The following is a 25,333-nucleotide window of genomic DNA, read 5'->3' as shown; positions in this document are numbered from 1 at the left end:
AAGAATGCACCACAAGCACTTGCAGCTCTGAACGGAGGGATCTTAGCTCTCATGGATTGGCTTGCTGTTCGTAACGTTGCTTCACAAATGCGGCATTTTTGTGCTCACCCCCAAGAAGCAATTCAATTGCTTCTTGGGAAGCTTTCGCGGTAAAATGGGTACACCAAAAAGCCCTGGAATGACGTGATGAGGTATATTACGCTCCCGGAGTGCATGTGTTAAACTATAGAAAAGTACTGATTTTCCAGCATGTGGTGGACCACCAATCAAAATTGCGGGTAATGGATTCATTCTTTCAACAACTCCTTTTGTATCACTAGTCAACATGGAAGATAGGAAGAGACTCGTGCCAGATCGTCCTCATATTCTCCTCGCAACGCTGGGTGGTCAGCCCCAGGTTGTCACTTTTACGCTTGATCTCCTGCTCAAAAATTTTCCCATCAGCCATGTAATTGTTCTGCATCCCAAAGCGACCACTGAAAAACTGCAACGCTCCCTTAAACAATTGCAAGCCGAGTTCGTAGACGATTACTATCAAGCAGCCGGGCGCGTTATCCACTTTCGATCGCACATCCTGCGCATGGATGGTGATCCTATCGACGATATCGTTGACGACCAGCACGCCGACGCCACCCTGGAAACAATCCATCAACTAATCGTCGATCTCAAACGCCAGGGCCATCACATCCATCTATCCATAACTGGTGGTCGGCGGCTCATGTCCTTGCTTGCCATATCCGTCGCGGCCCTCAATTTTGATCGTCACGATCACATCTGGCATATCCATACACCCGAAACTACCGTTGCGCAGGTCAAAAACGGAGCACGCATGCATGTAGCAGAAGAGGCTGGCGTCAAACTGATTCGCGGTCCCTTCATCACCCTGGGAGCTTACATCACGCCAGGCAACACCTCATTTAAAACCGCCGAACAGGAACAGCAAGATCTACTTGATCAACAAGAACGCCAGCGCTGCCAGCGTGTCATCGAAATGGCCACACCTGCTCAGCTCAAAATCCTCAAAGCCTTCGCACGAGGACTGCGCACCCAGCAAGTCGCCAACGAACTCACACTCAGCGAACCCACCATCCACAGTCACAAAACCATCCTGCTCCAACACTGCCGCAACGCCTGGAATATCCCGGTTGCTGAGCCACTGGACTACCACTTCATCTACCAGAAATTTGGCAGTTACTTTGGAAGCGACGACTAAAGCAAGTATAACTAATCGGACGCTAAAACACATCATTACTTCTATTGATTCTGCTCATAAGGCTAATGAGTCATCCATAGCACTTATAAGCAGGATCTAATAGTTCTCCCTATCACGTGACGCGCTCTTGCTTTATAGGAAAACGAATTGTGAAAAAAATTCATTGATCTTCACGATTCATAAATATCTATGAGATTTTTCATTAGTATCTATGATGCTCTTAGCCATACAAAGACTTATACTACTTATGTTTGAGATAGAGATAATGAATCAAAGTTACGAATGTGCAGGCGACTACTGCATAGCCAATTACATGAATAGTTACTTATGGTAGCTATATTTTGCATTTAATAGACATATACAAATTTTCGTAGTAAGATGGTCAAGCACATCATGCATTACGGGTTATCGTTGTTACCACAATAGTGTTTGAACAGGTAGTGAGGGTTCATGCCATATCTGTTTCTTTTCCATATCGGGCCAGTACAGAGTTTTATTGCAAGTGCGCGGCGAACGCGCGATCTCTGGTTCGGCTCTCAGCTATTAAGCGATCTCTCCTGGACAGCGGCGGCATATATTGCCGACACATATACTCATGAGGCACTGATTTTCCCTTCTTTTGAAAAGCCTGAAGAGCTACGTTCGCTAGAAGCTGAACGCAACGTATCGAATAAGATTGTCGCTCTCCTGGAACCAAAGGAAGATGGAGCAAAATTTGCACAGGAGGTAAAACAAGCAACTATTCAACGCCTGGATAAAATCAAAAAACAACTGTATCAGGAACTCGGGGATGTGTCTTTTCATGACAAGGTCATGGATAAACAGTTGGAGGATTGTCTAGAGTTCTTCTGGGTGGCACTACCTTTTCCTTATCAGGGCAATAGCGACTACTCAGAGGTGCGAAAACGGCTGGAAGCCCTGATGGCTGCTCGCAAGGCAACCTATACCTATCAACCCGTCAGTTGGGGCAGCACACAGCATAAATCATCGATTACCGGCACGCTTGAGAGTGTCATTCCTCAGGGAATTTATACGCAACCAGAACAACAACGCATCTCAAAACTCTTTGAAATTTTCCGTGCGGGACCCGCTGAGCATCTTTCAGGCATTGATTTGCTAAAGCGCCGAGGAAAATTTTCGGATAGAGAGGATGCACAAGCATATTTTTTAAGCACATCTCATATCGCCGCTCAACCATATCTTGAGCGTTTAGAACTTCTGGAACAAGATCCAAAAGTAGCTATGCAAAAGGTAAAGAATGCCTGGATCACATATCATAACCATCTCAAAAACAAATTGCCAACACTAAGACATGAAAATGTTCCCAATCAGAATAAGACACTCGAACATTCCATCATTGGCTTTGCAGATGGGGCACTACTCTTCGAGGAGCATCTTACTGAGCACGCGAATAAAAATGCTGATGTTTTGCAAAAAGCCACTGATTATCTCCATACATTCAAATCTGAAGTCGATATAGCCTGTGGGCAAAAGCTAGTCATTGATCCATATTATGCGATTGTGGTTGCAGATGGTGACCGGATAGGCGAGATCATCGATACGCTCGCGAAACAAGCTGGAGGATATCACAATCATCAACGTTTTTCGCAGAAGCTGGCCTTATTCGCAGGGGAAGCCAAACAGATCGTCAGAAAATATCAAGGAACACCTATCTATACTGGTGGCGATGATGTGCTGGCCCTTGTACCACTGCATAAACTGCTAGAGTGCACAAAACAACTTGCCGAAACATTCCAGAAGACACTGGCTCCAGCACTGAATGACATCGACCCGCCAACACTTTCGATGGGGGTGGCGATTGTCCATCACCTTTCGCTGTTACAGGAATCATTGGGGCTGGCTCGTAGGGCTGAACGGCTGGCGAAGGGTGTTGACAAAAAGAATGCGCTGGCAATCCTGATCAGTAAGCGCAGCGGCGAGCAATCGATTATCAAAGGACCACGCGTGCAGGTTACAGCGGCGCTTGAGCAATACATCAAATATTATCGCGAGGGCGTGATCCCTTATGGTCTGGCTTATGAACTACGTACGATGTATCAACTCCTCTTGCCAATCGAGCAAAAGCTGTCCGATGAACTAAAAGAGATTATCTGGAGTAATACAAAACGTATCCTTAAACGTAAGCTGGATCTGCCAGGAAGTAAGGTCAGGCAGACATCTTCATCGCAGCCAAAGACCGATGAAGAAAAAAAGGCACAGGATTCACAGGCCAAACAGATTCTGCTGACTCTTTTGAAACCTATCGAGGGACGACCGGAACACGACCACCTTTTTGAGAATATGGTAGTCGACAAAAAAGACAAACCTGTTCCATTGCCAGAATTTATCAATGAGCTCCTCATTGCCCGCGAACTGGCGGAAGCTATGCAGCTAGCAAAGATAGTGATAGAGCCACAAGCAACAAAAGGAATAGATGCATGAGTATCTGGATTATTGAGCCACATGATCCCCTGCTCTTTCGGGATGGACGCCCATTTGGGGCCTCGCCGGGAGCAATTGCCAGGTCACTCCCTTTCCCTTTCCCTTCAACTATTGCGGGCGGTCTACGTTCGCAAATGGGACTGGACGATCAGGGACGTTTCCGGTTCACCGAGAAAGAAGAACTAGAGCACCTCAAGAAGGTTGGTGTTCGTGGCCCTATCCTTGTTCAGCTCCCGCAAAAAGCCCAGGAAAAGGCACGGTGGCTGGTACCTGCTCCCCTGGATGCGCTCCCTTTTGAGATCAAGAAGGGAGAGGCAGAAGAAAAGCAGCCAACACGATTTACGATTGAGCAGCTTGTTCCATTGACCCCATTAGCAGAGGTCATGACCGATCTAGATACGGGCGAGCAGACACAGCAATCTCTCTGGCTAGTAGGCTTGCCCAATCACCGGTCCGAGAAGCCCAGTACCAATACTCCTGCATACTGGTATTGGGAGCGATTTTTGGCCTGGTTAGAGAATCCAAAAACGGATTGCTGGAAAACTATCACAGCCCCGGCGCTTGGCATCAAAGGACCTGCCACCGAAGAGCGTGTCCATGTGGCAATGGATCACCAGACGCACACGGGACGCGATGGATTTCTCTTTGCCACATCCAGCCTGGAGTTTACAGCCAACGAAAAAACAGAGCAACAGGAAGAAGAACAACAACCTCCCTCCCTGGCACAAGCACGTCAGCTTGGATTAGCGGTAATAGTTGATGAGAAAAAAGATATCAATGATGAAGCTCTTTTACAGCCACAGTATGGCCTGGGTTGCCTGGGCAGCGAACGCCGCCTCGTCAACTGGTCTCCAAGCCAGGAGAATATTCCTTGCTGCCCGGATACTATCAAACAATCCATTATTGCTAATAGCGCCTGTCGCCTCGTACTGCTAACACCCGCCTATTTTGCTCAAGGATATCTTCCTCAATGGATATTGAATCGGCCACAGGCTATCAAGCCTCAGCTCAAAGCCATGGTGAACAAGCGTCCACAGGTAGTCTCGGGATGGGATATTGTCAAGAAAGAACGCAAACAATCACATCGACTTGCCCCCGCAGGTACCATCCTCTTCCTGGAACTACAAGGAGACGAGCCAGCTATTGAGGAATGGATTGACGAGATCTGGCTGCACTGTATCAGTGATGATGATAATGGCCCTACACCTGATCAATATAGGCTCGATGGATTTGGTCTGGCGGCCCTGGGCACCTGGATAGATAAAACACTTCCATTGCGCATTGATTCTGATCCGAAGGGGAAACAATAATGATGGGTAGAACACATCGAGAGGCCACACCACCAGATGTCCAGCTAACAAAGATCGAAGATCCAAACATCATCACCCAGATACGTGAATATCAACTGATCACCCCTCTCTTCGGAGGAGGCGTCAAAGCTGGCGAAAATGACAGCCTCACACCCATTCGTGGGACCGCCATTCGCGGCCAACTCCGCTACTGGTGGCGCGCCACGCGGGGTGGCAAACCCGAATTTGAGGGAAATCTCAAAAAAATGAAAGAGGCCGAAGGCCACATCTGGGGCACCGCCACGCTCACCAAAGATCAAAGCCCGCAAAAAATAGCGGATGTCATCCAGATCCGTGTTGAAATAATTCATGGCGGCAGCGCCAAAGAGCCATTTGAAATTCCTGAAGAGAAAACTCAATCTGGTAAATTCAAATCCAGGGAACATTCAGAAAATAAGATTCATTCCTACGCAGCATTTCCCATTCAGCCACAAGATAAAGATTTATCAGGCTCCGAAAAACCTCCACTGAAAAAAGTGCAGGAGGATATTAAGTTTCGGCTGACCATTTCTTTTCCTCGACATATCGTATCCGAAATTGAAGCAGCACTTTGGGCCTGGGAAACCATTGGCGGGGTTGGTGCTCGCACCAGGAGAGGCTTCGGTGCCTTACGTTTACTTACAGTTGACAGCAAAGTACACAATGACTTTCCAATATCAGAAAAAAATATTGATGTACACAAATGGATGACTGAAAAGCTTGGAAAGTATATTCCCGAAAACGCGCAATGGCCTGAGGAAGTGCCTCACCTGGAAAAAGGCATGGCGCTTCAAGCAGCGACAAAAGCAAAAGATGCTAAATTTGCCTGGTATAACCTCATCAAAAAGCTTTTTGCTTTTCGCCAGACACCCTTTGGGCGTTCGGGGCGTAGTTGTTGGCCCGAAGCTGAAACAATTAGACATCTCACAAAGAAAAGACATTACGGGGAAAAAAATCATCCGAAGAAATTTCCACGGGCAGCATTTGGGCTTCCAATTATATTTCATTTTAAAGATGATGAAAAGACAACAAGTAAAAATCCTGATCCACAAGAAACAATTTTGCAACCCAAAGGCACAAAAGATGAAGAAAAGATAGAACAGGGAGGTCGTTTTGCGAGCCCTCTTATCCTCAAACCACTTACGTGTAAGAACAATCAATCAGTAGGCATAGCATTCATTCTTGAAGGATCAAATTTACCAGCAGAAGGAATCATTCTGGTAGAAAAAGATAACAAAGACAATACATATCCAGTAGAAGCCCAGTTAACGGCTGCCGATTTGAAACAGTTACCAGAGCTTAAATTGCAAGGTCAAACGGATATCTTAAAAGCATTTATGAACTATCTTGGAGAAAACAGATAATGAAAGCACAGCTAACATTTATCCATACTCTTTCATCCCTGCATGCAGGGGTTGGCCAGGGCGCAGGCGTGATTGATCTACCGATTGCGCGTGAGAAAGCAACGAGCATCCCGTATCTTCCAGGTTCTTCGCTCAAAGGCTCTATTCGCACACGCTACCTGAACGAAAATGGAGAGCAAAAAACGTTGCGCCTCTTTGGTGCTGATGAGGTTCAGGGCGAGAATACAACGGCCAGCCTGGTCCAGTTTTCGGATCAAAGACTCCTACTCCTCCCGATCCGTAGCCTGGCAGGTACCTTTGCCTGGGTCACCTCCCCATTTATCCTCTCTCGCTTACAGCGTGATACCGAGCACCTGCAAATGCCGGGACCAGCAAATACTATTCCAGTGGTGGAGTCTCTTAATAGCTGCCTGCTTCCCAATGAGACAAGCGCACTCAAGCTCCAGGTTCCAGATAAAGATACCATGGTCTACTTAGAGGATCTCGATTTACAGGCAAAGCCAGATCCTGAGCTTGAACGCTGGGCGCACTGGTTAGGTCAGTGTATCTTCCATCAAAACACGCGCTGGCAAGATATGCTCACCGCGCACCTGTGCCTGGTTCATGATGATCTCTTCAGCTTCTTACTGACAACAGGCACTGAAATCACCGCGCGCATCAGATTACAAGAAGGGACCAAAACAGTCGTCAAAGGAGGTCTCTGGTACGAGGAGACGCTGCCCGCGGAAAGCATTCTCTCCGGTGTTGTGATGGCTACCCCTTTGCAAAGGCAGTCGCTCACACAGGACGAGATCATGCAGGAAGTCGAAAAGCTGATCAAGACCCCGCTACAACTAGGCGGAAAAGCCACCGTAGGTCATGGGCTCTGCCGCGTAATGATGCCTGGGAAGGATCAATAAATCATGCAAACACGAGATCAACGCGATGCGGCACATATCTATCAGCAGGTGCTTGAGATCAGCCAAAAGGGTGACGACAACGCGAAAAGCTATGGCGTGATCGCTCATAAACTGCCGATCCTGATACATTCCGCCGGATTGGTACAGGCGCTCTTTTTTGTCGCGTCACGCAAAGAAAACAAAACAATGCTCGATCAATTTCTGAAAGACCTGGCCACGGCCGTTGGGCAGAAAGATGGTGAGCAACTCTTAATAGCCGCTCAGAAGGCCGATCTAATCGAATATATCTATCTCACCCAGCGCGTTCTAGACGCTTTGCTCTGGTACAAACGCTTCGCACAATCCCTGCTGGATGTTGATACCAGCGATAGTATAAACGAGGGAGAGCAAGCCGAATGAAAAACCAACGCCAATGGACCTTGCTTCAAGATGCCAAAGAAATACATCCAATCTTCGAGGAATCCATACGCCAGCAATTCCAGACACATGCAGGACTCTGGCTCGACAAATATGTGCGCGACGAACCGCTATCAAATTCTGGAGAAGAAACCATACAGCCGCGTCCACAACTGATCGACGAAGTAGCTAACCTGCCCATTCCTAAAAGCTATCCCGACTACTACAAACAATGGGAACAAACGCTCAAGAATTACGAAGCTCGCACCAAAATCGCCAGCACCAAAGGGCGCATGATCGTCCACCTTGGTGCTGAAAGCGTGATTGAAACATCGATCGCGCTACACCATACCTATGGCACTCCCTATATACCCGGTAGCTCACTCAAAGGATTAGCCGCCAGTTACCTGAGCCAAAAACTCCGCCTCCTAGTCAAAGAAAAAGGAGAAACCAGCGAGGATTACAAAAAGCTTGCGACAGACTACAAAATACTGTTCGGAGATCAAGATGAAGCTGGCTATATCATCTTCTTCGACGCCCACTATCGCCCTGAATCAGCGATTTATCAGGGGCGAGAACAGCCACTACACTCAGATGTCATGACCGTCCATCATCCTAAATACTATCAGGGATCACAGGCACCTAACGACAAACAAAGTCCCGTCCCCATCCCATTCTTAAGTGCCACTGGTCACTACCTGATCGCCCTCGCCGCCCCCGACCTGGAACAAAAACAAGCCTGGATCGACTTCACCTTCGACCTGCTCGCCCAGGCACTACTCGACTGGGGCATTGGAGCCAAAACATCCAGTGGCTACGGACGCATGACCATTAAGGAACCACCCATAGATCCAGTTGTACGCCAGATCGAAGGTTATCACAAAGAACTCAAAGCGCTGTCAAACAATTCAATCAAAAATCAGATAAATAACCATTACCAACACTGGGAAAGAATTAAGGATCATCCCCTGGGCACAAATTTTGCACGAGCTATCGTTGAAAAAATACGCCTGGCCAACTGCGAAAAGGACCTTCGAGAGAAACCCTGGTATAAGGAACTTCTGGCAGTTATTGATTAAGAATAGATTTAGATGTGTCAATAGAAGAAATAGAGGGAATCTATGCCTAAAGCCTTATTGGTCCTCTTTGGAGGTCGCTTAATTCCTAATGTCCTCACCATGATTCATGAGAAGCCAGATCTTCTTGTTGCTATAGTATCAGAAAGTGTAACTAAAGGGTTGCCTAATTTTCATAAATTGGTGGATACGCTTTCTGTCGAAAAAAAGCCCCTTGTAGACACATCTTTTGTGGTTAATGCTTTCAATGTTGAAGAAATAAGTAGCCAATGCAAAAATGCTGTTGACGCACATCCAGGTTACGAATGGATATTTAACATTACCTCAGGTACTGCAATCATGAGTATTGGCGCCTATGAGGCAGCCAAAATATTGCAGCATAATGGCCATTCTATAAAATGTTGGTACATAGACACAGGTAATACAAATGTTGTTTCGCTTCTTGACCAGGAGAAACCAGATACTGCGATGTTTGATATCAGTGTTGAACAATATATTGCTACGTATAATTGTCGCTTAGAACCAGGCAACCTTGGGAATTTACGCAAACTGGCCGAAGAAAAATGGCTCCCTTTTGCACTAGAACTGGTTCAGCATCACGAAAATATTGATTTGCTAAAGCAAGTTATACAGGAAATACAGGATGAAAACAGTCGTAGGAAAAAGGAGCAAAAGAAACGCGAGATCACCAAAGAACCACCAATGATCATCAATCCGCAAGTTTATAATGTGCAAACCAGAGAGGCTTACTCACTTCTAGAAGCTGCTTATAATGTAGGCATATTGAACAAATTAAGCAGCAAAGGATCTTCCATTACTATCGATATTACTCCTCAGCAGTTTAATTTTCTGAATGGCACCTGGTTAGAAGTATATGTATGGCATGAAGTAAAAAAATTAAATCGATTTACTGATTGCCAATGGAATCAAGAGCTTTATCCTTTACATGAAGCACCTTCCCCGGCAAATCTTAATGAGCTAGATGTTTCTATGATCCACAAAGCTCAAATGTTTTTTGTAGAATGCAAAGCAGGGAAGGATGCTTTCTCAGCCAAGACATTAAGTACATTTGATTCCGTCGCCAATACATTAGGAGGAAATTTTGTTACAAAAATTTTGGTAACAAGCCTTGCTGCCAAAAGTGATGACCACAGAACCAACATTTTTTAGAACTAGCCGAGGTCAGAAAAATAGTTATCATCACAAGAGACACATTGACTCAAGTTGGTCAGATTATAGGTCAACAAATCAAACAACCTGAACATACGAGGATGTAATAGTTATGTTAGTGCTCAATTTCTCTCATCCTTTGACAGAAGCACAAAAATCCCAGATTCAAACACTCGCGGGCAAAGCCATTGAGGAAGTAAAGACGATCGCAGTCCAGATCAACCAGGATGAGCCATTGGAAACACAGCTTATTGCCATCATTGACGCAGCGCAACTCAGCTCACAAGAATGGCAATCGCTCCCTTTGCTCATCAACCCGCCAGGATATGCGCCTGCGGCATTCGTCTTGCTCGCAATGCTGCATGGGCGCATAGGACACTTCCCGGCGCTCATCAGGATGCGCCCCAAACACGATCCCATTACCACCTTTGAAGTCGCCGAGATACTGAATCTACAACATATCCGTGAACAAGCCCGCCAGCAGCGGTAACTGACCAAAAAATCCAGAGCGAAATGATCACTACCTATCTGCGCTGATCATTTCGCTCTCATCATTCTACACCACAACCTGAGACCGAGAGGATCGTACGATGAACGGCAAAGCGCACCTCCATCGCGGCCCAACGCTCTCTCCCCTGCCCTGGCACCATTATTGAGGAACAAATACCCCCAATTTTCGCCATCCATTCCCGCTCTTGAAGCAGTATTGCCCCTTGTGATGGGACAGGCTACGTTGACGCGTAGCTAAACTTACAGGATCCTCCTACGGATCGATCGCTCTGCAACCGGGTGTATTTAGAGCAAAAGCCAGAGCTCACGGAAAACTTACAGGATCCTCCTACGGATCGATAGCTCTGCAACTCAAGCATAAAGAAAGCCCCTGCCAGCGACCAACTTCCAGCTTACAGGATCCTCCTACGGATCGATAGCTCTGCAACCCGCCGCTTCCGTAGCTGGAAATAGCCTAATTCCCTCTTACAGGATCCTCCTACGGATCGATAGCTCTGCAACCGCGGGTGGCGTGCGCGTTTTTTTTGGCACATATGACCTGCGGTTTGAACAAGGCCCTTGTTTTGGCTTCTGAGAGCTACATGTTCTCTCTTGTTATACGCGATTTTGGGGCTGTGGTCAAGCTTTTTCGAAAATCGATTTTTGTGCACTATCACGGTAGGATTTTCGGATGCACTTTTGCACGTTCAATCTATTCATCATGCCTGATACATGGTACCAGGCGGCCAATTAGGGCGGATTTCTGTCCTCATTATGAGGGATGCTTTGATGGTGGCTGGCGGTTTTCGAAGTGGTGCTCTGTGAAGCCTGTTTTTAGAGGGTTGTCTGTGTTCTATGGGCATGATTGCGGTACGATGAAGAGAGCACGGGCCTGCGCTGCGCTTCGTGCCGTGCCTACATACAGCTTCCATCATTGGTGGTTTTCCCCTACATTCATTTTATGAAGGGGTATTGACTCTTGTGGTCGGGATCTGTGACTCGTATAGGCCTGTTCCTCAAAGTGTCTGTAGCTACAGACACTTCGTATTTGAGCGAGATTGTCCTTTACAGGTTAAGTTATCCCAGTGTGCTAGAAGATAATGCAGGAAGGATAAAGTCTGGTATCAGTGCTCGAATCTTGTTGTGTTGTTCTCGATCCTTTTGTGCTTGCTCGGTTGATGCCGCCGTGACCACAATGAGGTCGAGTTCTGGAATAACATAGATATATTTGCCCCCGAAGCCTGATGCAAAGAATGCCTGGAAGCCCTGCACCTGCTCTATCCACCAGAGGTATCCATAGTTCGCGTTGACGGGCGGACCTCCATTGCTCTGCTTGTGCGTGGAGGCGGCGCTGTAATCCTGAGGAATTATCTGTGTTCCATCCCATTGACCATGGTTGAGATAAAGAAAGCCAAGTTTTGCCATGTCTCGTGCTGTAAAATGCGCTCCAAAGCTGCCAGTGCTCGTGCCCTGTGGGGAAACTTTCCAGGGATAGCCATCCTGTTCGTCCCATAAGGCATCTGCATGCCACATATGTGGTCCTGTTTCTTCATGTTTCCAGGAGAAGCGGGTATCTTCGTTGCGCCAGATCCCCAGGATTTCAAAGAGCGTCTGGTCAGCAAAGGCGGCGGCCTTCATCCCCGTCACCTGAGTTAAGATGCCTGAAAGAATATCGACACTGCGATTATCATAAAAGAAACGCTCACCTGGTTGCTCAACCATCGGGCGTCGCAGTGAGGAATGTACGATGTCGCGCCAGAATTCGTGAGGATACGTTTCTGTAAAGCCCGTTTGGAAGCTCAAGAGATGGCGTAAGGTGATAGCCTGTTTCCGTGGATCTTGCTCTTGTTCAGCGATCTCTGGAAAGAAGTCTAACATGTGCTGATCCAGGCTATGGAGTTGCCCTTGCGCTAATGCGATACCTATGAGCGCCGAGATAACACTCTTCGTTACTGAGCTAATTGAGTTAAGACTGTTTTGATGGAATCCTTGATAATAGTGTTCAAAAGCCAGATATCCATTACGAACAATCAAGAGAGCATGCAGCCCTGGTAAATACTCGTCTATATATGCTTGCATGCTAACAAACCGATCTGGCTGAAAGCCCACGGCTTGTGGCGCACGTGTTTGCCAGTTTATCGTTGGCCAATATGTGCGTTGTGGAAATGAATCCAACATAAGCATCTCCAATATATAAATTTATCCACTTCATTTTATCACTTCAACTGAACAACCTGTCAGAGCATTAGCAAACAGCAGAGATCGCCTATGTATGGAGTCGCACCAGAGGAGAAAATTGGAGAAGATTTGCCCATCCTTCTGTGTTATACTGTTCCTTTGTACAAGCTCAAGCGGAGAGGCGAAGGCGTCAGAACAAAGGCATCTCATCATTGGAAGCCTGCTTGAAAGATTCAGTGGTCACTATTCTAGCGATGTGAGAGGAAGCATAGATCAGCATGGTGCAAGAATATATCGAAATTCGTGGTGCCCGCGAGAATAATCTCAAGGATGTCTCGCTAAGGCTGCCCAAGCGCAAAATCACCATTTTTACCGGCGTGTCTGGCTCTGGGAAGTCATCGGTGGTCTTTGATACGATAGCCAACGAAGCACAACGGCTGTTATTCGAGAATTTTAGCATGTTCATTCGCAACTTCCTGCCACGCTATCCCCAACCAGACGCCGATGCGATTGAGAACCTGAGCATGGCAGTGATTGTTGATCAGAAACGCCTGGGCGGGGGATCGCAATCGACGGTGGGCACCGTTACTGATATCGCGTCTGTGTTGCGCCTGCTCTTTTCGCGCATCGGTAAACCCTACGTGGGCTATGCCAATGCGTTTTCCTTCAACGATCCCCAGGGCATGTGTCTGGAATGTAATGGGCTTGGCCGCAAGATCGGCATTGAACTTGAGGTACTGATTGATACAACGAAATCGCTGAATGAGGGAGCGGTCATCGCTCCGGGATTGGCCGGTTGGGAATGTGAACTTTATGCGCATGCGGGCTTCTTCGACAACGACAAGAAGATAGCCGATTATACACCAGAGGAACTGGATCTGCTTCTCTACACCGAAGCCCGTAAACATGAGGGTCTGCCGTACAACACCTATGAGGGTCTGGTGTCCAAGTTCAATCGCAAGTTCGTTGCGCGGGACATCCAGACGCTCTCAGCTCGCATACGGCAAAAGGTTGAGCCATTTTTGAAGCTTGGCCCCTGCCCGCTCTGCAAGGGTAGCAGGCTCAATCAGGCCGCATTAAGCTGTAAGATCGAAGGATACAATATTGCCGAACTGGCAATGATGGAGATTGATGAGCTTTTAGAGGTTGTCAAGGGTATCACAGAACCGGCGGCGGCACCAATCGTTCGGACATTGATCGAACGGCTGCAACATCTGGTAGAGATTGGCCTGGAGTATCTCAGCCTGAATCGACTCACCGATACTCTATCGGGGGGTGAGTCGCAGCGGGTCAAAATGGTCAAGCATCTTAACGGCAGTCTGGTAGATGTCATGTACATCTTTGATGAGCCAAGCATCGGACTGCATCCGCGCGATGTCCATCGCCTGAACGAACTTCTGGAGCAATTGCGCGATAAAGGGAATACCGTCATTGTTGTCGAGCACGATCCTGATGTAATTCAGAGGGCCGATTATATCATCGATATGGGACCACATGCCGGGAGCGAAGGAGGCAAGATTGTCTATGAGGGCGATTTCACCGGCCTGCTCCAGGCCGATACGCTGACCGGCAACCATTTGTTGCGTAAAAGGCCGCTTAAGGAGAACTTTCGCCAGGCGACCGGGACACTGCCAATCGTCCATGCTACAGTGAATAATTTGCAGGATGTTAGCGTGGATATTCCCACTGGCGTGCTGACAGTCATCACTGGCGTGGCTGGTTCAGGCAAAAGCTCGTTAATCAATGAAGCTTTTCTGAGCCAGCATCGGGGAGCGGTGGTGATTGACCAATCGTCTCTAAGCACATCCAGTCGCTCCAATCCCGCCACCTATACCGGCATTATGGATGATGTACGCAAGGCTTTCGCGACGGCCAACCATGCCGAGGCCGGTCTGTTTAGCTTTAACTCAAAGGGGGCCTGTTCCAATTGTCAGGGACTCGGCGTCACCTACACCGACCTTGGCTTCCTTGAGGGAGTCAAGCTTCCGTGCGAAGTGTGCGGCGGCAAGCGCTTTAAGGATGAGGTATTGGCCTACACATTAAACGGAAAATCGATTGTAGATGTGTTGAACATGACCATTCATCAGGCGCTGGAGTTTTTGAAGATCAAAGAAGTACAGCCAAAGCTCCAGGCTTTGAGCGATGTGGGACTGGACTACCTGACCCTTGGTCAACCCCTGAGCACCCTCTCAGGCGGCGAATGTCAACGTCTTAAACTGGCTAGCGAACTCCACAAGCGGGGCAGTATCTATGTCATGGATGAGCCAACGACCGGGCTGCACCTCTCGGATATTGGTCGGCTGCTGACCATCATGAACCGACTGGTAGATGGTGGAAATACAGTGATCGTAATTGAGCACCATCTGGATATCATTCGCAACGCCGATTGGGTCATTGATATGGGACCGGAAGGCGGCAATAAGGGTGGCATGGTGATCTTTGAGGGCACGCCGCGAGAACTGCTCAACGCAAAGCATTCATTAACCAGTCAGTATCTGTAATAGATCCACTTGAGGCAGAGGAACACAACGCCTTCTATTTTGCAGCATAGATCTTTTGTTCTATCCAATTCTATTGTATACTTGAGATATGAAAAATCACGAGGAATTAGCAATCAAAGAGTTTACGACCCAGCAAGACTGGGAAACATGGCTTGCAGAGCATTACGCCGATCCAACAGGCATCTGGCTCAAAATTGCCAAAAAGGGCACTGGTATTCTCTCGATCTCGTACGCGGAAGCGCTGGAGGGTGCACTCTGCTATGGTTGGATCGATGGGCAGAAGGCTGCGTTTAACGAGCAGTACTGGCTCCAGAAGTTCACTCCACGCCGTGCAAAGAGTATCTGGTCGCAGATCAACTGCGACAAAGTCGATGCATTGATCAAGGCTGGAAGAATCCATCCAGCGGGCCTGCACCAGGTCGAACGAGCAAAGGAAGATGGTCGCTGGGAGGCCGCTTACGCAAGTCAGAGCAAGGCGACAGTGCCAGACGATTTGCAAGAAGCACTAGACAAAAGTCCCCAGGCGCGCGACTTCTTTCTCACCCTGAACAGTGTGAACCGCTACGCCATCCTATTTCGAGTCCAGACCGCCAGAAAAGCCGAGACTCGCGCGACCCGTATCCAGAAGTTTGTGGAAATGCTCGCAAGAGGAGAGAAGCTTTATCCTTAGCAATTTTCCTCATGGAATTGACCCGTTTTTGGAGGGGACCCAAACGTAAAAATTAGGGCAGTGAAAATACCTGAAAAATGAGAAATATGGCATTGACGTACGTACGTAATAGGAGACCTGTTTTATTCAGCCGTAGCGTTCTAATCCCGTGGTCGGGCTTTCCCTCATTCTGACGACCGCGCTTATCAAGTTGACGGAAGAACTGAAGAGTTCTAATCCCGTGGTCGGGCTTTCCCTCATTCTGACTCCGGTGCTTATACTATAGCATAAAAAGCGGGTTGAGGGTGTGTTTTGCGGGAGGCTCTATTTTAACGAGAAAATTTTGCCGTTCTTTGAGGCTTTTTTTGAAAAAAATAAGCTCGACGCGCTTCTCAAGCGGAGCGGGAGGCTCAGCTCAGATGTGTCGGTGCACCTACCTCCCGCGATAAGGCTTGTATTGTACCAGTCCTGTTTCATCCATAGTGATTCCAATAACTGCTCTACCATGCCAAGAAAGATGGGGCAGCAATTTCTCTCTTTCGAAAGGCTCATTATCAACCACAGTACATTGAAAAGATACCAGCATAAATAGGACTTCTCATCAACTTGTAAATGCTCATACTTAAGCAGAACAAGTTAAGAAAAATGCTAGCAGAGATAGAGCAACGGCTTACTCCCACAGTCCAATCATTACATAGATGAAACAAAATAGCAGGATAATAAATGCTCGTCACTTCTAAAACGTTACCGCCATTCATAAATGTCATTTTTCTGTATACTATTATTTATCTATAAATCCTGATATCTTATTACCGCTTGGTCGATATGTAAACTATTTAATAGAAAATTAATCAATACGTATTTTAAAATCACCATTCTGATGCGTTTAACTCAATATAGCATATCACTGTAGGAACTTTAATTCTCAAGATTGTCAAGTAACACCGCTTATACTATACTATTAACATAAATCGGCTTAGTGGTATTTGCAAATACCATTCTTTTTCCATTTACGGAGATAACTGCATGTTGACAGAATTAGAAGCTTCAGGCTTTGTCAATATATTTATAGCTTACGCGCATCAAGATGCAAAGCTTGAACATATACTCTTTAAGCATTTGAATCCTATGATTCGACAGAAGCTTATTTGCCCGTGGGATGATCGACAAATCATGGCTGGTAAAGTACAGCAAGAGGAACTGATCAAAAATTTTAATGAGGCAGATATCATCCTCTGTCTGATCAGCCCTGATTTCATTGGTTCTGACTATCACAATTGGATAGAAACTCAATCTGCTTTAGATAAACAGGCGTCAGGTGAGGTAAAAGTTATCCCAATTTTATTAAAATCAGTTCAGTGGGAAGATACAATATTTGGTTCTTTAACAGTAATTCCAAGAAATAAAAAACCAATCGCAGAAGATCGTTTTAGGGACCGTGCATTTACTGAAGTGGCCAGAGAGATCAAAAGAGTAGTGGAAGAGGTTCGTCATGGTCATCCTTTTGTGCACATTTTGTAAAAATACTTGCGCCAGAAAATCCTTTTGTAGTATTGATAACGTACGATTGATGCACTCATTGTGGTAAAGGAGTATATCTTGGCAATTCATTCAAATTCAACAGGACCACTTCCATTTCAGGCCAGTACTACTTCTGAGGAAATATCTAATGAAACGATGGATACTTTTTCCCGGCTTCCTGATCCGGTTGAACCCATAAAGATCGCCATTCTATTTTGTGACGATGATAGTACTTTAAACCAGCAGCTCAAAAAATATTTAAATCCTTTGATCAAAAATAAATATGCTCACATATATCAAGAGCTATCTGCAGGTTCATTGGTAATAGAAAATATACTGTCGCAGATGGATAATGCTGATGTGATTATTATTTTACTTAGCGTAAATTTTGATTGTGATCCGGTGTGGAACGATTCTAAAATACATAGACATATCAAAAAGTGTGCAGAAAATGGTAAGCGTATTTGGCCCATCGCAACAAATTTCTATGGATATGAAATGTCAGATATTTGTAAAGATTATAATATTTTCTTTTCAGCAGAAACAGATAAGAAAGTAGCTGCAAATCAAGATGAGATGTACCTCAAGATATTTCGAAAGATAGCTCATGAAATAGAGTACATGCTCTTGGATCGATATTCTCAAATAGGGGATGTCTATGTTAAACAGTTACAATTCTCACAAGCTCTCAATATATACAACTATAAATTTGTTTATGTTCAAGAGTATGCTCCCATTTTACTTAGAAAAGGACGCATCTTTCGCCAACAAGGAAAATTTGAAGAAGCCAAAGATTGCTTTAAAGCAATAAATTCATATTCATCAATTATTCAAACACTTGCAAAGTCTCAGGGACGTAAGATACCTGCTTTAACACCTATAAGTTCAGAACTTATCATGGTCATGAATGACTACAGCTATGGTTGCGCTCTTATGGAGTTGGGAGGGCTAGTAGAGATATCACAAATAGAAAGTTGGCAAACATATTTCACGAAAACAACACAAATATTTCAGCAAGTGTATCAATATTGTGCGATTCTTCTTGAGCAGAAGACCTTGCCCATCAAAAAAAATCTACAAGAGGTTTGTGCCATGGCTTATTGCAGTGAAGGAGATGTATACACATTGCTCGGGCACAGAAATCATCACGTTGATTACTACAATCACGCATATAATTTATATGTTTCTGCTCATACTATGCAATCAGACACTCCCTTATATTTGTTGAATATGGGTAAAACATGTGTCACATTAGGTAATTTGTGCCAGGATGAGCAATGGTACACGCAAGCTCTTATTCATTATACAGATGCAACCGTTAAATCTGGTGAGAATGCACCAGCCTATATGGGATGTGGCGATGTCCTTTTTCATTTGCAACGTTATGATGAGGCACTGACTGCATACAACGAGGCTTTACACTGTAATCCACCTCAACAAGCACCATTATTTGCGAAAATGGGCCACATATTTCTAACGCAAAAGAAAGCACAAGAAGCTTTGCTTTCCTTCGAAACTGCGCTGCAACTAGAAGCAGAGAATGCCCAATATCATGCGGGCAAAGGACAGGCTCTGGCAATGCTGAATCGATATAAAGATGCATTGCAGGCATATGACCTGGCACTAAATTATGGCAATAGTTCACTTGACCTTATTGCCCGTAGAGTCAGTGTCCTTGTGGAAATAGTTGAAGAAGAATACGCATATGGTCACTCCGCTGAAGGGTTTACTGCTTTTAAGGAAGCATTGAATATATGTCAGCGGCTTTTGACCCAGGTCAACAAAGAACAGCAAGCAGATATTTTTTGCAATATAGGACGGATCTATTTTGCTCAAAATAAAATTATTCCCAGCCTCATCTATTATGCGGATGCAATTGACACTACCGGACACAAGGCGAGTAACTATTTAGGCGCAGCAAAGATTTATACTGAAATGGGCGATCAGGCGAATGCGGATAAATATTTTCGATCTACTTATCAATTGCTGGCTGATGCTGAATCAAAAATTAAAGCCGATTATTATAAGGCTTTTGGTCGATATCATGAACGCTTTGCAGGTCAAACAAAATCGGAGGCATACGTCAGATCATGGGAAGGGGCATGTACTTACTACGAAAAAGCAATTGCTCTTTATACTCATGCGTTTAGACGTGCTATAACCCATGTCAATTTAGGTGAAGCATACAGAGAAATTAACCGATATGAAGAAGCAATTGATGCTTTTAGCAATGCATTAGAAGAAGATAGCGAACTTATCGCATGCTATTTCCTGCAAGGAGAGTGCTATGCATATTTAAAACAGTACACGAAGGCATGTGAGCTTTTTTCAAAAGCAATTGAAGTTGGTTACGATATTATATTTGTGAGGATCGCGTGGGGAAATGCACTCCTAAAAAGAGGGCGATACCTGGAAGCAAAAGAAAAATTCGAAGGCGTGATTACGAAGGCCAAACAGAATATCTCTACTGACGTAGCTGAAAATAAGCATAAGACTGAAATTGCCTATGCTTATGGTGGTATAGGTATTGCTCTGTATTATTTAGACGATGAAGAAGACGCGATCCAAGCCTTTGTGAAGGCAAACAATTTTGATCCTTATATATTTAAATATCAATATTATGCTCGCCCACTTGATAGCATTATGACTTCGATTGAAGTGCGTATACGCAATAATCCCTCCGATTGGGTAGCTTATAGACAAAAAGGAGATATTTTGACTGTCCTCAAACAGTATGAAGAAGCATTCAACATGTATACAAAAGCAATGCAAAGCGGAAGACTTCTTGATGCTCAATTGGCAGATGTCATCCACAAACGTGATAGCGTATCCAAACAATATGCAGAATACCAAAATACAAACAAACTAAATAACAATTCTGAAACGTTGGTTACTCAAAAGCAAAGAAATGATATTACATCAACGTCACATCACCAACAGCCTAAATGGCTTGGGAAATTGTTTAATAGACAGCGAATCAAATAAGCAAGCAAGCCATGAAGCAAAGAAGATATTCACGAACACAATAAACAAAAAGTTATAATCCCGCTTTCAGACTTTCCCTTATTCTGACACAACAGATCAGCTGGTGCCATCAGGTGATGCGGCGTTGTAATCCCGCTTTCGGGCTCTTCCTCTTTCTGACACAAGCACACAACGGGACCAGGCGCTACTCAACCAGCTGTTATAATCCCGCTTTCGGGCTCTTCCTCTTTCTGACTTAGAGAGCAAGAGGTGGACGCTCGCACAGCGGTCGTTATAATCCCGCTTTCGGGCTCTTCCTCTTTCTGACTTCTCGATCTCCTTTTTTCGTGGTTGCTAGGCAGAGGTTGTAATCCCGCTTTCAGGCTTTCTCTCATTCTGACCGCGTGCTATTGAGCAACTCCCGTCACACTATGCTGTTATAATCCCGCTTTCGGGCTTTCTCTCATTCTGACATGCATTTTGTATAAAATACACACCAAACAGACCAGTTATAATCCCGCTTTCGGGCTTTCTCTCATTCTGACCGATGTGGAGTTACTGCACCCTGAGCGTGCTCTGGTCATGTTATAATCCCGCGTTCGGGCTTTCTCTCATTCTGACTATTGTCTCCTGGAGAATATCGGATAGATTTAAAAGTTATAATCCCGCGTTCGGGCTTTCTCTCATTCTGACTCAATATTGCCTTTTTTGTCCCCACTAATTTGATAGTTATAATCCCGCGTTCGGGCTTTCTCTCATTCTGACGACACGAGAGAACTGGCAGTACAGCATCCCCTTCTGTCTGTTATAATCCCGCGTTCGGGCTTTCTCTCATTCTGACGTGGATTATTCGATGTAACGTATGCGGAGAAACGAGGTTATAATCCCGCGTTCGGGCTTTCTCTCATTCTGACTCAAGTACACAACAGAATCCGTAGCAATCTATGTTGTTATAATCCCGCGTTCGGGCTTTCTCTCATTCTGACACTGAGTGCTCTGTTTCCTGAGCATGATCGCTTGATTGTTATAATCCCGCGTTCGGGCTTTCTCTCATTCTGACCGTTTTCCCCTCGCGTTGGATAGGATAGGCTGCCGGTTATAATCCCGCGTTCGGGCTTTCTCTCATTCTGACTCAGTACGATCCAAAATTAAAGTTGTGTGTTGGTATTGTTATAATCCCGCTTTCGGGCTTTCTCTCATTCTGACACCAGCCTGGTCAGTGGCAAGGTGAGGATTGCAAACGTTATAATCCCGCGTTCGGGCTTTCTCTCATTCTGACGCATTTTGAATCATAACCGTTCGTATTGTTTGTCAAAAGTTATAATCCCGCGTTCGGGCTTTCTCTCATTCTGACAGTCATACGGAAAAATACAAAAGATTATGTGGTGACACGTTATAATCCCGCGTTCGGGCTTTCTCTCATTCTGACAAAATGAACGCAAGAGATAAAGGTTATGAATCTGCATTGTTATAATCCCGCGTTCGGGCTTTCTCTCATTCTGACCAACAAAACATTCGATCTCAAGATAGATACAGAAAGTTATAATCCCGCGTTCGGGCTTTCTCTCATTCTGACCCCCAAAGGTTTTGTCCAACGTCTTCGAGACATGAAAGTTATAATCCCGCGTTCGGGCTTTCTCTCATTCTGACCCTTGCTCTTATATTATAGCATAAGAAGCGGGTTGAGGGGGTATTTTGCGGGAGGTCCTGTTTTGGTGGCTAGATTTATCTCTTTTTTGAGGGCTTTTCAAGGGTTTGATGTGCTGGACCAGCCTCTGAAGCCACGCGGGAGGCTCAGCTCAAGACTAACGGTACACCTACCTCCCGCGAAAATACTATAATGTAATACAATGGTGTTCATCCAAAGCCAGTTCTTTGTTTGACCCTATCAGGTGATAAACGCCAGCTCGAAATACGCTACTACGTGATCAGATACACAACGAGCAAATTTTCACAAGGAAAAGAGAAGCAAAAATTTATAGCTCGAAAGTAATCATCAAAATATATAATCTGGAGTATCTTCTCAAGCTAGCTCAGACAAAGTCAACCTCAATCATAGTAAGTTTACGATGCAGAAAAATAGGCTGCTTTCAAAAATGCGGTAAATGCTCCCATCTCTTCTCGATACTCTGCCAGTTTCTGTTGTTGTATCTCCAGTGGAGCATCCAAATAAAAATCTTCCCCTCCCTGGATGGAAAGTCGTGTTCGCCCACTTACTCTGCCAGAAAGTATGAGTCTGCAATCAAAAGAAGTCACGCGATCACGATAAAATTGCTCCAGATACTGAATGAGTTTATGACGCACTGGACATTGTAACAATCTGGCCTGATAACGCAATTTATGCATCTCCACATATTTGCTATTGCGGAGCTCTTTCAATATCTGAGCTTGTTCCTTGGCAGATGGATCTTTTTGTAGATGAGCTGATTCTTCCTGCAACTTTTCGGCCTCTTGAAACTTTTGCTGGGCAGTCTTCAGAAGTTCAAGATGTTCAGAACTTTGCACTTCTACATCAACCCATGGAATGGCAAAACGCTCTCCTTCGACAATATGGCCGCCACACGACATCGTCGTTGGGATATCGAGTGCATTGAGAGCGAGCACCGTTTCCATAATCGGTTCGTCAATCGGCATACCAAGCCCATCGGTCTTATGAGCAAACAGTTCGCCCAGTTCGTTCCATCGCTGTTGTAACACATCCTTTTGCAGCATCCATTCACCTTCTCACAGTACCAGATAAGCCACAACACACATCAAGAGGGAGTCAAACCATTTTATTATGCTCTAACCAAACGGATCACAACAGACAAAGCTCGGATCTATCCACTTATTGAGCGGCAACGACATTGGGAATCGTCTTACTACTTTTCGGAATTTCCGTTTTAGCCCAGGTATCATCCTGTGCACAATGATATAGCATGCGATCATACTGCTTTCCAGTCTTCGAGTTATGACTCGTATCAACCTTCCACACGGACATCTCTTGTTGGCACACAGGACATTTCATAGCCGTCACTCCTTGCTTCTCATCAAAATCAACGCACCCTATAACTATCATTATACCCGACCAACATATGCACAGCATACAAGCATATATAAACTATTGATATACTGAAGCCATAAAACCGCATGATATCTTATGTGAATTGCTATTTGTAGGGGGTATAAAGAAGCAAAATTAGTGAAGTGCATTCAGCTAGAGCAACATGAGCTCGGGCTGTTCCTCTTTCTGACTTTTCCCTTGCCGTTACTGGTAAAATAAACGCGCTGTTGTAATCCCGCTTTCGGGCTCTTCCTCTTTATGACGTTACGGATAAAGATTATGAGCGACTCATGTATGTGTTGTAATCCCGCTTTCGGGCTCTTCCTCTTTCTGACACAACAGGCCATCAAGCGTCATATTATCGAGAATGTTGTAATCCCGCTTTCGGGCTCTTCCTCTTTCTGACACAACAGGCCATCAAGCGTCATATTATCGAGAATGTTGTAATCCCGCTTTCGGGCTCTTCCTCTTTCTGACCGCTGTTGCCAATGTATTGCGGATACGCAACCCGGCAGTTGTAATCCCGCTTTCGGGCTCTTCCTCTTTCTGACTCCCTCGCCCTGCAACAGAAGGTGATATCTATAGATGTTGTAATCCCGCTTTCGGGCTCTTCCTCTTTCTGACTCTGGCTGCTTTTCCAGCGGTAAACAGACACAAGAGTTGTAATCCCGCTTTCGGGCTTTCTCTCTTTCTGACCAAGAGACGCCGGTTGCTGCCGGCGTCTCCACTCCAGTTGTAATCCCGCGTTCGGGCTTTCTCTCTTTCTGACTCAAAGATGCAGCATCAGGATCAATTTCCATTCCGAATGTTGTAATCCCGCTTTCGGGCTTTCTCTCTTTCTGACCATCCAAAGAGGCATGCGTCTCCCAGACACGACTCGTTGTAATCCCGCGTTCGGGCTTTCTCTCTTTCTGACGAGCGTAATTACGATATCAACTATGTCGCGGGGTTTGTTGTAATCCCGCGTTCGGGCTTTCTCTCTTTCTGACGGAAAGAACAAATGCATAGATCTCGCACTGTGTAGGAGTTGTAATCCCGCGTTCGGGCTTTCTCTCTTTCTGACGCTCAAGCAGCGTCTCACATCATTACAGCGGCCAGATGTTGTAATCCCGCGTTCGAGCTTTCTCTCTTTCTGACGCATTGCAACCCGGCGGGAATACATACCTGCTGGACGTTGTAATCCCGCGTTCGGGCTTTCTCTCATTCTGACTTTACCAGAGGAGATTCTACAGGCGATTCAAGAGAATTGTTGTAATCCCGCGTTCGGGCTTTCTCTCATTCTGACGCGGTGAGCGAACAGTTCGGCGTTGGCACTCCCGTGTTATAATCCCGCGTTCGGGCTTTCTCTCATTCTGACGAGCCAGGCACTAGGCATTGAAAGCGCCGGTACGGTGTTATAATCCCGCGTTCGGGCTTTCTCTCATTCTGACGTGTTGCGCTACATCCTCGACGGTATCGCTGGGCCGTTATAATCCCGCGTTCGGGCTTTCTCTCATTCTGACCTGTCACTAAGAAGTGTACTGACGGAAAAAGAATAGTTATAATCCCGCGTTCGGGCTTTCTCTCATTCTGACAACTAACCTGATGAGAGCATCTTCTGTGGATGGAATGTTATAATCCCGCGTTCGGGCTTTCTCTCATTCTGACTGTTTCTGCCTGAGAGCAAGGATGTGTGCCATGGGTGTTATAATCCCGCGTTCGGGCTTTCTCTCATTCTGACCAATGTCCTGGCAGGTCAGGTGTACCGTGGTAAGTTGTTATAATCCCGCGTTCGGGCTTTCTCTCATTCTGACTACTATGTCAATAAGAATGTCTACCATCCTCTTTTGTTATAATCCCGCGTTCGGGCTTTCTCTCATTCTGACCTGATGAAAAATAGAGATGCCTTGCTGATTGGCATGTTATAATCCCGCGTTCGGGCTTTCTCTCATTCTGACCTGATGAAAAATAGAGATGCCTTGCTGATTGGCATGTTATAATCCCGCGTTCGGGCTTTCTCTCATTCTGACCTCGCTGTGACTCAGTACGTCATGGTTGTATCTGATCGTTATAATCCCGCGTTCGGGCTTTCTCTCATTCTGACGCGCTGATACCACCTTT

Annotated in this window: 18 protein-coding genes and 1 CRISPR repeat array; of the genes, 13 read left to right on the top strand and 5 right to left on the bottom strand. The window is 45.7% G+C overall.

The genetic code is table 11. The features are described from left to right. The first annotated feature begins 346 nt into the window (after positions 1 to 346). The 9 genes from F1593_RS18880 to csx15 all read left to right on the top strand — a co-directional run bounded on the left by F1593_RS18880 (position 347) and on the right by csx15 (position 10,378). Positions 347 to 1,213, top strand: coding sequence for a CRISPR-associated ring nuclease (locus F1593_RS18880; protein WP_172632248.1), 867 nt, complete (start codon positions 347 to 349; stop codon positions 1,211 to 1,213). Positions 1,214 to 1,663: 450 nt separating this feature from the next. Continuing rightward, complete coding sequence (gene cas10 / locus F1593_RS18875; RefSeq protein ID WP_149403121.1) at positions 1,664 to 3,655, top strand: type III-B CRISPR-associated protein Cas10/Cmr2; 1,992 nt, start codon at positions 1,664 to 1,666, stop codon at positions 3,653 to 3,655. After that, on the top strand, positions 3,652 to 4,965 hold the full coding sequence (locus F1593_RS18870; RefSeq protein WP_149403120.1) for a type III-B CRISPR module-associated protein Cmr3: 1,314 nt from the start codon (positions 3,652 to 3,654) through the stop codon (positions 4,963 to 4,965). Before cas10 ends, F1593_RS18870 begins: the two co-directional genes overlap by 4 nt. Further along, positions 4,965 to 6,347: a type III-B CRISPR module RAMP protein Cmr1 gene (cmr1, locus tag F1593_RS18865; RefSeq protein ID WP_149403119.1), complete on the top strand. Its 1,383-nt coding sequence runs from the start codon at positions 4,965 to 4,967 to the stop codon at positions 6,345 to 6,347. The genes F1593_RS18870 and cmr1 overlap by 1 nt, the downstream gene beginning before the upstream one ends. Then, a complete protein-coding gene (gene cmr4, locus F1593_RS18860) occupies positions 6,347 to 7,246 on the top strand; it encodes a type III-B CRISPR module RAMP protein Cmr4 (RefSeq protein WP_149403118.1) in 900 nt (299 codons plus the stop codon). The genes cmr1 and cmr4 overlap by 1 nt, the downstream gene beginning before the upstream one ends. A gap of 3 nt (positions 7,247 to 7,249) precedes the next feature. Then, positions 7,250 to 7,645 (top strand): type III-B CRISPR module-associated protein Cmr5, encoded by a 396-nt coding sequence (cmr5, locus tag F1593_RS18855; RefSeq protein WP_149403117.1) that lies wholly within the window; start codon positions 7,250 to 7,252, stop codon positions 7,643 to 7,645. Next, a complete protein-coding gene (cmr6, locus tag F1593_RS18850) occupies positions 7,642 to 8,721 on the top strand; it encodes a type III-B CRISPR module RAMP protein Cmr6 (RefSeq protein WP_149403116.1) in 1,080 nt (359 codons plus the stop codon). The genes cmr5 and cmr6 overlap by 4 nt, the downstream gene beginning before the upstream one ends. Positions 8,722 to 8,763: 42 nt before the next feature. After that, positions 8,764 to 9,888: a Card1-like endonuclease domain-containing protein gene (locus F1593_RS18845; protein WP_149403115.1), complete on the top strand. Its 1,125-nt coding sequence runs from the start codon at positions 8,764 to 8,766 to the stop codon at positions 9,886 to 9,888. A gap of 112 nt (positions 9,889 to 10,000) precedes the next feature. Beyond that, positions 10,001 to 10,378, top strand: coding sequence for a CRISPR-associated protein Csx15 (gene csx15, locus F1593_RS18840; RefSeq protein WP_149403114.1), 378 nt, complete (start codon positions 10,001 to 10,003; stop codon positions 10,376 to 10,378). Positions 10,379 to 10,439: 61 nt separating this feature from the next. On the opposite strand, the gene F1593_RS29630 is transcribed toward csx15, so the two are convergent. Beyond that, on the bottom strand, positions 10,440 to 10,571 hold the full coding sequence (locus F1593_RS29630) for a hypothetical protein (protein WP_268907070.1): 132 nt from the start codon (positions 10,569 to 10,571) through the stop codon (positions 10,440 to 10,442). A gap of 883 nt (positions 10,572 to 11,454) precedes the next feature. Beyond that, positions 11,455 to 12,555: a serine hydrolase domain-containing protein gene (locus tag F1593_RS18835; protein WP_172632247.1), complete on the bottom strand. Its 1,101-nt coding sequence runs from the start codon at positions 12,553 to 12,555 to the stop codon at positions 11,455 to 11,457. 278 nt (positions 12,556 to 12,833) lie between these two features. Here F1593_RS18835 and F1593_RS18830 point away from each other — a divergent pair, with 278 nt between their 5' ends. The 4 genes from F1593_RS18830 to F1593_RS18815 all read left to right on the top strand — a co-directional run bounded on the left by F1593_RS18830 (position 12,834) and on the right by F1593_RS18815 (position 20,211). Beyond that, on the top strand, positions 12,834 to 15,056 hold the full coding sequence (locus tag F1593_RS18830; protein ID WP_149403112.1) for an ATP-binding cassette domain-containing protein: 2,223 nt from the start codon (positions 12,834 to 12,836) through the stop codon (positions 15,054 to 15,056). A gap of 88 nt (positions 15,057 to 15,144) precedes the next feature. Then, positions 15,145 to 15,726: a YdeI/OmpD-associated family protein gene (locus tag F1593_RS18825; protein WP_149403111.1), complete on the top strand. Its 582-nt coding sequence runs from the start codon at positions 15,145 to 15,147 to the stop codon at positions 15,724 to 15,726. A 1,005-nt stretch (positions 15,727 to 16,731) separates the two neighbouring features. After that, entirely contained in the window at positions 16,732 to 17,226 is a 495-nt protein-coding gene (locus F1593_RS18820; RefSeq protein ID WP_149403110.1) for a TIR domain-containing protein, read from the top strand. Positions 17,227 to 17,304: 78 nt separating this feature from the next. Beyond that, positions 17,305 to 20,211 (top strand): tetratricopeptide repeat protein, encoded by a 2,907-nt coding sequence (locus tag F1593_RS18815; RefSeq protein WP_149403109.1) that lies wholly within the window; start codon positions 17,305 to 17,307, stop codon positions 20,209 to 20,211. A gap of 51 nt (positions 20,212 to 20,262) precedes the next feature. Then, a CRISPR array of direct repeats spans positions 20,263 to 21,840; the repeat unit is 37 nt; unit sequence GTTATAATCCCGCGTTCGGGCTTTCTCTCATTCTGAC. 414 nt (positions 21,841 to 22,254) lie between these two features. Here the strand turns inward: F1593_RS18815 and F1593_RS18810 are convergent. From F1593_RS18810 to F1593_RS30145, 3 genes are all read right to left on the bottom strand, one after another. Next, entirely contained in the window at positions 22,255 to 22,902 is a 648-nt protein-coding gene (locus tag F1593_RS18810; protein WP_235932625.1) for a hypothetical protein, read from the bottom strand. Between the two features lie 115 nt (positions 22,903 to 23,017). Beyond that, the gene (locus tag F1593_RS18805) at positions 23,018 to 23,197 is read right to left on the bottom strand and encodes a hypothetical protein (protein WP_149403108.1); all 180 of its coding nucleotides are present in this window, start codon (positions 23,195 to 23,197) and stop codon (positions 23,018 to 23,020) included. 389 nt (positions 23,198 to 23,586) lie between these two features. Continuing rightward, a complete protein-coding gene (locus tag F1593_RS30145; RefSeq protein WP_443092219.1) occupies positions 23,587 to 24,084 on the bottom strand; it encodes a hypothetical protein in 498 nt (165 codons plus the stop codon). Positions 24,085 to 25,333: the final 1,249 nt, after the last annotated feature.

This window comes from Dictyobacter arantiisoli (assembly GCF_008326305.1).
Taxonomy (GTDB): domain Bacteria; phylum Chloroflexota; class Ktedonobacteria; order Ktedonobacterales; family Ktedonobacteraceae; genus Dictyobacter; species Dictyobacter arantiisoli.
The sequence above is the reverse complement of the archived record's forward strand: the minus strand, read 5'-3'. Positions and strand labels throughout refer to the sequence as shown.

What these genes read in the sequence shown, in the direction of transcription:
- cas10 (WP_149403121.1), top strand. Translation starts at nt 1,664, where the DNA reads ATGCCATATCTGTTTCTTTTCCATATCGGGCCAGTACAGAGTTTTATT.
- F1593_RS18870 (WP_149403120.1), top strand. Translation starts at nt 3,652, where the DNA reads ATGAGTATCTGGATTATTGAGCCACATGATCCCCTGCTCTTTCGGGAT.
- cmr1 (WP_149403119.1), top strand. Translation starts at nt 4,965, where the DNA reads ATGATGGGTAGAACACATCGAGAGGCCACACCACCAGATGTCCAGCTA.
- cmr4 (WP_149403118.1), top strand. Translation starts at nt 6,347, where the DNA reads ATGAAAGCACAGCTAACATTTATCCATACTCTTTCATCCCTGCATGCA.
- cmr5 (WP_149403117.1), top strand. Translation starts at nt 7,250, where the DNA reads ATGCAAACACGAGATCAACGCGATGCGGCACATATCTATCAGCAGGTG.
- cmr6 (WP_149403116.1), top strand. Translation starts at nt 7,642, where the DNA reads ATGAAAAACCAACGCCAATGGACCTTGCTTCAAGATGCCAAAGAAATA.
- F1593_RS18845 (WP_149403115.1), top strand. Translation starts at nt 8,764, where the DNA reads ATGCCTAAAGCCTTATTGGTCCTCTTTGGAGGTCGCTTAATTCCTAAT.
- csx15 (WP_149403114.1), top strand. Translation starts at nt 10,001, where the DNA reads ATGTTAGTGCTCAATTTCTCTCATCCTTTGACAGAAGCACAAAAATCC.
- F1593_RS29630 (WP_268907070.1), bottom strand. Translation starts at nt 10,571, where the DNA reads ATGGCGAAAATTGGGGGTATTTGTTCCTCAATAATGGTGCCAGGGCAG.
- F1593_RS18835 (WP_172632247.1), bottom strand. Translation starts at nt 12,555, where the DNA reads ATGTTGGATTCATTTCCACAACGCACATATTGGCCAACGATAAACTGG.
- F1593_RS18830 (WP_149403112.1), top strand. Translation starts at nt 12,834, where the DNA reads ATGGTGCAAGAATATATCGAAATTCGTGGTGCCCGCGAGAATAATCTC.
- F1593_RS18825 (WP_149403111.1), top strand. Translation starts at nt 15,145, where the DNA reads ATGAAAAATCACGAGGAATTAGCAATCAAAGAGTTTACGACCCAGCAA.
- F1593_RS18820 (WP_149403110.1), top strand. Translation starts at nt 16,732, where the DNA reads ATGTTGACAGAATTAGAAGCTTCAGGCTTTGTCAATATATTTATAGCT.
- F1593_RS18810 (WP_235932625.1), bottom strand. Translation starts at nt 22,902, where the DNA reads ATGCTGCAAAAGGATGTGTTACAACAGCGATGGAACGAACTGGGCGAA.
- F1593_RS18805 (WP_149403108.1), bottom strand. Translation starts at nt 23,197, where the DNA reads ATGAAATGTCCTGTGTGCCAACAAGAGATGTCCGTGTGGAAGGTTGAT.